Here is a 5,513-nt window from a genome sequence, read left to right on the forward strand (position 1 = left end):
ATCCAAAGGATAAACATCATAGGCAGTCGGGAGGGTAGTCGGAACCGAAGAAGACTCAAAGCGAACCAAACAGGCAAAAAATTTAGGGTCGGCATCAAAAGCAATATCAGCACCAACAGAAACAACCTGATTAGCGGCGTTGACAGATGTATCCATCTGAATGCAATGAAGAAAACCACCATTACCAGCATTAACCGTCAAACTATCAAAATATAACGTTGACGATGTAGCTTTAGGTGTCTGTAAAACAGGTGCCGAAGAAGCTGGAGTAACAGAAGTGAGAACCAGCTTATCAGAAAAAAAGTTTGAATTATGGCGAGAAATAAAAGTCTGAAACATGATTAAACTCCTAAGCAGAAAACCTACCGCGCTTCGCTTGGTCAACCCCTCAGCGGCAAAAATTAAAATTTTTACCGCTTCGGCGTTATAACCTCACACTCAATCTTTTATCACGAAGTCATGATTGAATCGCGAGTGGTCGGCAGATTGCGATAAACGGTCACATTAAATTTAACCTGACTATTCCACTGCAACAACTGAACGGACTGGAAACACTGGTCATAATCATGGTGGCGAATAAGTACGCGTTCTTGCAAATCACCAGAAGGCGGTTCCTGAATGAATGGGAAGCCTTCAAGAAGGTGATAAGCAGGAGAAACATACGAAGGCGCATAACGATACCACTGACCCTCAGCAATCTTAAACTTCTTAGACGAATCACCAGAACGGAAAACATCCTTCATAGAAATTTCACGCGGCGGCAAGTTGCCATACAAAACAGGGTCGCCAGCAATATCGGTATAAGTCAAAGCACCTTTAGCGTTAAGGTACTGAATCTCTTTAGTCGCAGTAGGCGGAAAACGAACAAGCGCAAGAGTAAACATAGTGCCATGCTCAGGAACAAAGAAACGCGGCACAGAATGTTTATAGGTCTGTTGAACACGACCAGAAAACTGGCCTAACGACGTTTGGTCAGTTCCATCAACATCATAGCCAGATGCCCAGAGATTAGAGCGCATGACAAGTAAAGGACGGTTGTCAGCGTCATAAGAGGTTTTACCTCCAAATGAAGAAATAACATCATGGTAACGCTGCATGAAGTAATCACGTTCTTGGTCAGTATGCAAATTAGCATAAGCAGCTTGCAGACCCATAATGTCAATAGATGTGGTAGAAGTCGTCATTTGGCGAGAAAGCTCAGTCTCAGGAGGAAGCGGAGCAGTCCAAATGTTTTTGAGATGGCAGCAACGGAAACCATAACGAGCATCATCTTGATTAAGCTCATTAGGGTTAGCCTCGGTACGGTCAGGCATCCACGGCGCTTTAAAATAGTTGTTATAGATATTCAAATAACCCTGAAACAAATGCTTAGGGATTTTATTGGTATCAGGGTTAATCGTGCCAAGAAAAGCGGCATGGTCAATATAACCAGTAGTGTTAACAGTCGGGAGAGGAGTGGCATTAACACCATCCTTCATGAACTTAATCCACTGTTCACCATAAACGTGACGATGAGGGACATAAAAAGTAAAAATGTCTACAGTAGAGTCAATAGCAAGGCCACGACGCAATGGAGAAAGACGGAGAGCGCCAACGGCGTCCATCTCGAAGGAGTCGCCAGCGATAACCGGAGTAGTTGAAATGGTAATAAGACGACCAATCTGACCAGCAAGGAAGCCAAGATGGGAAAGGTCATGCGGCATACGCTCGGCGCCAGTTTGAATATTAGACATAATTTATCCTCAAGTAAGGGGCCGAAGCCCCTGCAATTAAAATTGTTGACCACCTACATACCAAAGACGAGCGCCTTTACGCTTGCCTTTAGTACCTCGCAACGGCTGCGGACGACCAGGGCGAGCGCCAGAACGTTTTTTACCTTTAGACATTACATCACTCCTTCTGCACGTAATTTTTGACGCACGTTTTCTTCTGCGTCAGTAAGAACGTCAGTGTTTCCTGCGCGTACACGCAAGGTAAACGCGAACAATTCAGCGGCTTTAACCGGACGCTCGACGCCATTAATAATGTTTTCCGTAAATTCAGCGCCTTCCATGATGAGACAGGCCGTTTGAATGTTGACGGGATGAACATAATAAGCAATGACGGCAGCAATAAACTCAACAGGAGCAGGAAAGCGAGGGTATCCTACAAAGTCCAGCGTACCATAAACGCAAGCCTCAACGCAGCGACGAGCACGAGAGCGGTCAGTAGCAATCCAAACTTTGTTACTCGTCAGAAAATCGAAATCATCTTCGGTTAAATCCAAAACGGCAGAAGCCTGAATGAGCTTAATAGAGGCCAAAGCGGTCTGGAAACGTACGGATTGTTCAGTAACTTGACTCATGATTTCTTACCTATTAGTGGTTGAACAGCATCGGACTCAGATAGTAATCCACGCTCTTTTAAAATGTCAACAAGAGAATCTCTACCATGAACAAAATGTGACTCATATCTAAACCAGTCCTTGACGAACGTGCCAAGCATATTAAGCCACTTCTCCTCATCCAACGCGTCAGTTTTTGACAGAATCGTTAGTTGATGGCGAAAGGTCGCAAAGTAAGAGCTTCTCGAGCTGCGCAAGGATAGGTCGAATTTTCTCATTTTCCGCCAGCAGTCCACTTCGATTTAATTCGTAAACAAGCAGTAGTAATTCCTGCTTTATCAAGATAATTTTTCGACTCATCAGAAATATCCGAAAGTGTTAACTTCTGCGTCATGGAAGCGATAAAACTCTGCAGGTTGGATACGCCAATCATTTTTATCGAAGCGCGCATAAATTTGAGCAGATTTGTCGTCACAGGTTGCGCCGCCAAAACGTCGGCTACAGTAACTTTTCCCAGCCTCAATCTCATCTCTCTTTTTGCGTTCTGCTTCAATATCTGGTTGAACGGCGTCGCGTCGTAACCCAGCTTGGTAAGTTGGATTAAGCACTCCGTGGACAGATTTGTCATTGTGAGCATTTTCATCCCGAAGTTGCGGCTCATTCTGATTCTGAACAGCTTCTTGGGAAGTAGCGACAGCTTGGTTTTTAGTGAGTTGTTCCATTCTTTAGCTCCTAGACCTTTAGCAGCAAGGTCCATATCTGACTTTTTGTTAACGTATTTAGCCACATAGAAACCAACAGCCATATAACTGGTAGCTTTAAGCGGCTCACCTTTAGCATCAACAGGCCACAACCAACCAGAACGTGAAAAAGCGTCCTGCGTGTAGCGAACTGCGATGGGCATACTGTAACCATAAGGCCACGTATTTTGCAAGCTATTTAACTGGCGGCGATTGCGTACCCGACGACCAAAATTAGGGTCAACGCTACCTGTAGGAAGTGTCCGCATAAAGTGCACCGCATGGAAATGAAGACGGCCATTAGCTGTACCATACTCAGGCACACAAAAATACTGATAGCAGTCGGCGTGTGAATCATTAGCCTTGCGACCCTCGGCAGCAAGAACCATACGACCAATATCACGAAAATAGTCACGCAAAGCATTGGGATTATCATAAAACGCCTCTAATCGGTCGTCAGCCAACGTGAGAGTGTCAAAAACGATAAACCAACCATCAGCATGAGCCTGTCGCATTGCATTCATCAAACGCTGAATAGCAAAGCCTCTACGCGATTTCATAGTGGAGGCCTCCAGCAATCTTGAACACTCATCCTTAATACCTTTCTTTTTGGGGTAATTATACTCATCGCGAATATCCTTAAGAGGGCGTTCAGCAGCCAGCTTGCGGCAAAACTGCGTAACCGTCTTCTCGTTCTCTAAAAACCATTTTTCGTCCCCTTCGGGGCGGTGGTCTATAGTGTTATTAATATCAAGTTGGGGGAGCACATTGTAGCATTGTGCCAATTCATCCATTAACTTCTCAGTAACAGATACAAACTCATCACGAACGTCAGAAGCAGCCTTATGGCCGTCAACATACATATCACCATTATCGAACTCAACGCCCTGCATACGAAAAGACAGAATCTCTTCCAAGAGCTTGATGCGGTTATCCATCTGCTTATGGAAGCCAAGCATTGGGGATTGAGAAAGAGTAGAAATGCCACAAGCCTCAATAGCAGGTTTAAGAGCCTCGATACGCTCAAAGTCAAAATAATCAGCGTGACATTCAGAAGGGTAATAAGAACGAACCATAAAAAAGCCTCCAAGATTTGGAGGCATGAAAACATACAATTGGGAGGGTGTCAATCCTGACGGTTATTTCCTAGACAAATTAGAGCCAATACCATCAGCTTTACCGTCTTTCCAGAAATTGTTCCAAGTATCGGCAACAGCTTTATCAATACCATGAAAAATATCAACCACACCAGAAGCAGCATCAGTGACGACATTAGAAATATCCTTTGCAGTAGCGCCAATATGAGAAGAGCCATACCGCTGATTCTGCGTTTGCTGATGAACTAAGTCAACCTCAGCACTAACCTTGCGAGTCATTTCTTTGATTTGGTCATTGGTAAAATACTGACCAGCCGTTTGAGCTTGAGTAAGCATTTGGCGCATAATCTCGGAAACCTGCTGTTGCTTGGAAAGATTGGTGTTTTCCATAATAGACGCAACGCGAGCAGTAGACTCCTTCTGTTGATAAGCAAGCATCTCATTTTGTGCATATACCTGGTCTTTCGTATTCTGGCGTGAAGTCGCCGACTGAATGCCAGCAATCTCTTTTTGAGTCTCATTTTGCATCTCGGCAATCTCTTTCTGATTGTCCAGTTGCATTTTAGTAAGCTCTTTTTGATTCTCAAATCCGGCGTCAACCATACCAGCAGAGGAAGCATCAGCACCAGCACGCTCCCAAGCATTAAGCTCAGGAAATGCAGCAGCAAGATAATCACGAGTATCCTTTCCTTTATCAGCGGCAGACTTGCCACCAAGTCCAACCAAATCAAGCAACTTATCAGAAACGGCAGAAGTGCCAGCCTGCAACGTACCTTCAAGAAGTCCTTTACCAGCTTTAGCCATAGCACCAGAAACAAAACTAGGGACGGCCTCATCAGGGTTAGGAACATTAGAGCCTTGAATGGCAGATTTAATACCAGCATCACCCATGCCTACAGTATTGTTATCGGTAGCAAGCACATCACCTTGAATGCCACCGGAGGCGGCTTTTTGACCGCCTCCAAACAATTTAGACATGGCGCCACCAGCAAGAGCAGAAGCAATACCGCCAGCAATAGCACCAAACATAAATCACCTCACTTAAGTGGCTGGAGACAAATAATCTCTTTAATAACCTGATTCAGCGAAACCAATCCGCGGCATTTAGTAGCGGTAAAGTTAGACCAAACCATGAAACCAACATAAACATTATTGCCCGGCGTACGGGGAAGGACGTCAATAGTCACACAGTCCTTGACGGTATAATAACCACCATCATGGCGACCATCCAAAGGATAAACATCATAGGCAGTCGGGAGGGTAGTCGGAACCGAAGAAGACTCAAAGCGAACCAAACAGGCAAAAAATTTAGGGTCGGCATCAAAAGCAATATCAGCACCAACAGAAACAACC

General features: G+C 44.7%; 9 protein-coding genes. All 9 read right to left on the reverse strand.

Annotated features, from left to right (window positions below; genetic code table 11):
- A partial coding sequence (locus CS898_RS10260; protein WP_503169812.1) for a hypothetical protein occupies positions 1-339 on the reverse strand: 339 nt, incomplete at its 3' end.
- Between the two features lie 110 nt (positions 340-449).
- Entirely contained in the window at positions 450-1,733 is a 1,284-nt protein-coding gene (locus tag CS898_RS10265; RefSeq protein WP_000065572.1) for a major capsid protein, read from the reverse strand.
- Between the two features lie 36 nt (positions 1,734-1,769).
- The gene (locus CS898_RS10270; protein WP_000033471.1) at positions 1,770-1,886 is read right to left on the reverse strand and encodes a phage DNA packaging protein J; all 117 of its coding nucleotides are present in this window, start codon (positions 1,884-1,886) and stop codon (positions 1,770-1,772) included.
- Positions 1,886-2,344 carry a scaffolding protein D gene (locus tag CS898_RS10275; RefSeq protein ID WP_000084700.1) on the reverse strand — a complete coding sequence of 153 codons (459 nt, stop codon included), beginning with the start codon at positions 2,342-2,344 and terminating at the stop codon, positions 1,886-1,888. The genes CS898_RS10270 and CS898_RS10275 overlap by 1 nt, the downstream gene beginning before the upstream one ends.
- Positions 2,341-2,580 (reverse strand): phage DNA packaging protein C, encoded by a 240-nt coding sequence (locus CS898_RS10280; RefSeq protein ID WP_016670801.1) that lies wholly within the window; start codon positions 2,578-2,580, stop codon positions 2,341-2,343. Before CS898_RS10280 ends, CS898_RS10275 begins: the two co-directional genes overlap by 4 nt.
- Positions 2,513-2,665: a hypothetical protein gene (locus CS898_RS10285; RefSeq protein ID WP_435988044.1), complete on the reverse strand. Its 153-nt coding sequence runs from the start codon at positions 2,663-2,665 to the stop codon at positions 2,513-2,515. The genes CS898_RS10280 and CS898_RS10285 overlap by 68 nt, the downstream gene beginning before the upstream one ends.
- Positions 2,598-4,139, reverse strand: a complete 1,542-nt coding sequence (locus CS898_RS10290; protein WP_000252566.1) for a replication endonuclease — start codon at positions 4,137-4,139, stop codon at positions 2,598-2,600. Before CS898_RS10290 ends, CS898_RS10285 begins: the two co-directional genes overlap by 68 nt.
- A gap of 63 nt (positions 4,140-4,202) precedes the next feature.
- Positions 4,203-5,189 carry a Minor spike protein gene (locus tag CS898_RS10295; protein WP_000466547.1) on the reverse strand — a complete coding sequence of 329 codons (987 nt, stop codon included), beginning with the start codon at positions 5,187-5,189 and terminating at the stop codon, positions 4,203-4,205.
- A gap of 8 nt (positions 5,190-5,197) precedes the next feature.
- Positions 5,198-5,513: hypothetical protein (locus tag CS898_RS10300; RefSeq protein ID WP_143614625.1), on the reverse strand; the 316-nt coding region annotated here is incomplete at its 5' end.

Source organism: Urinicoccus timonensis, from assembly GCF_900232945.1.
GTDB classification, from domain to species: domain Bacteria; phylum Bacillota; class Clostridia; order Tissierellales; family Peptoniphilaceae; genus Urinicoccus; species Urinicoccus timonensis.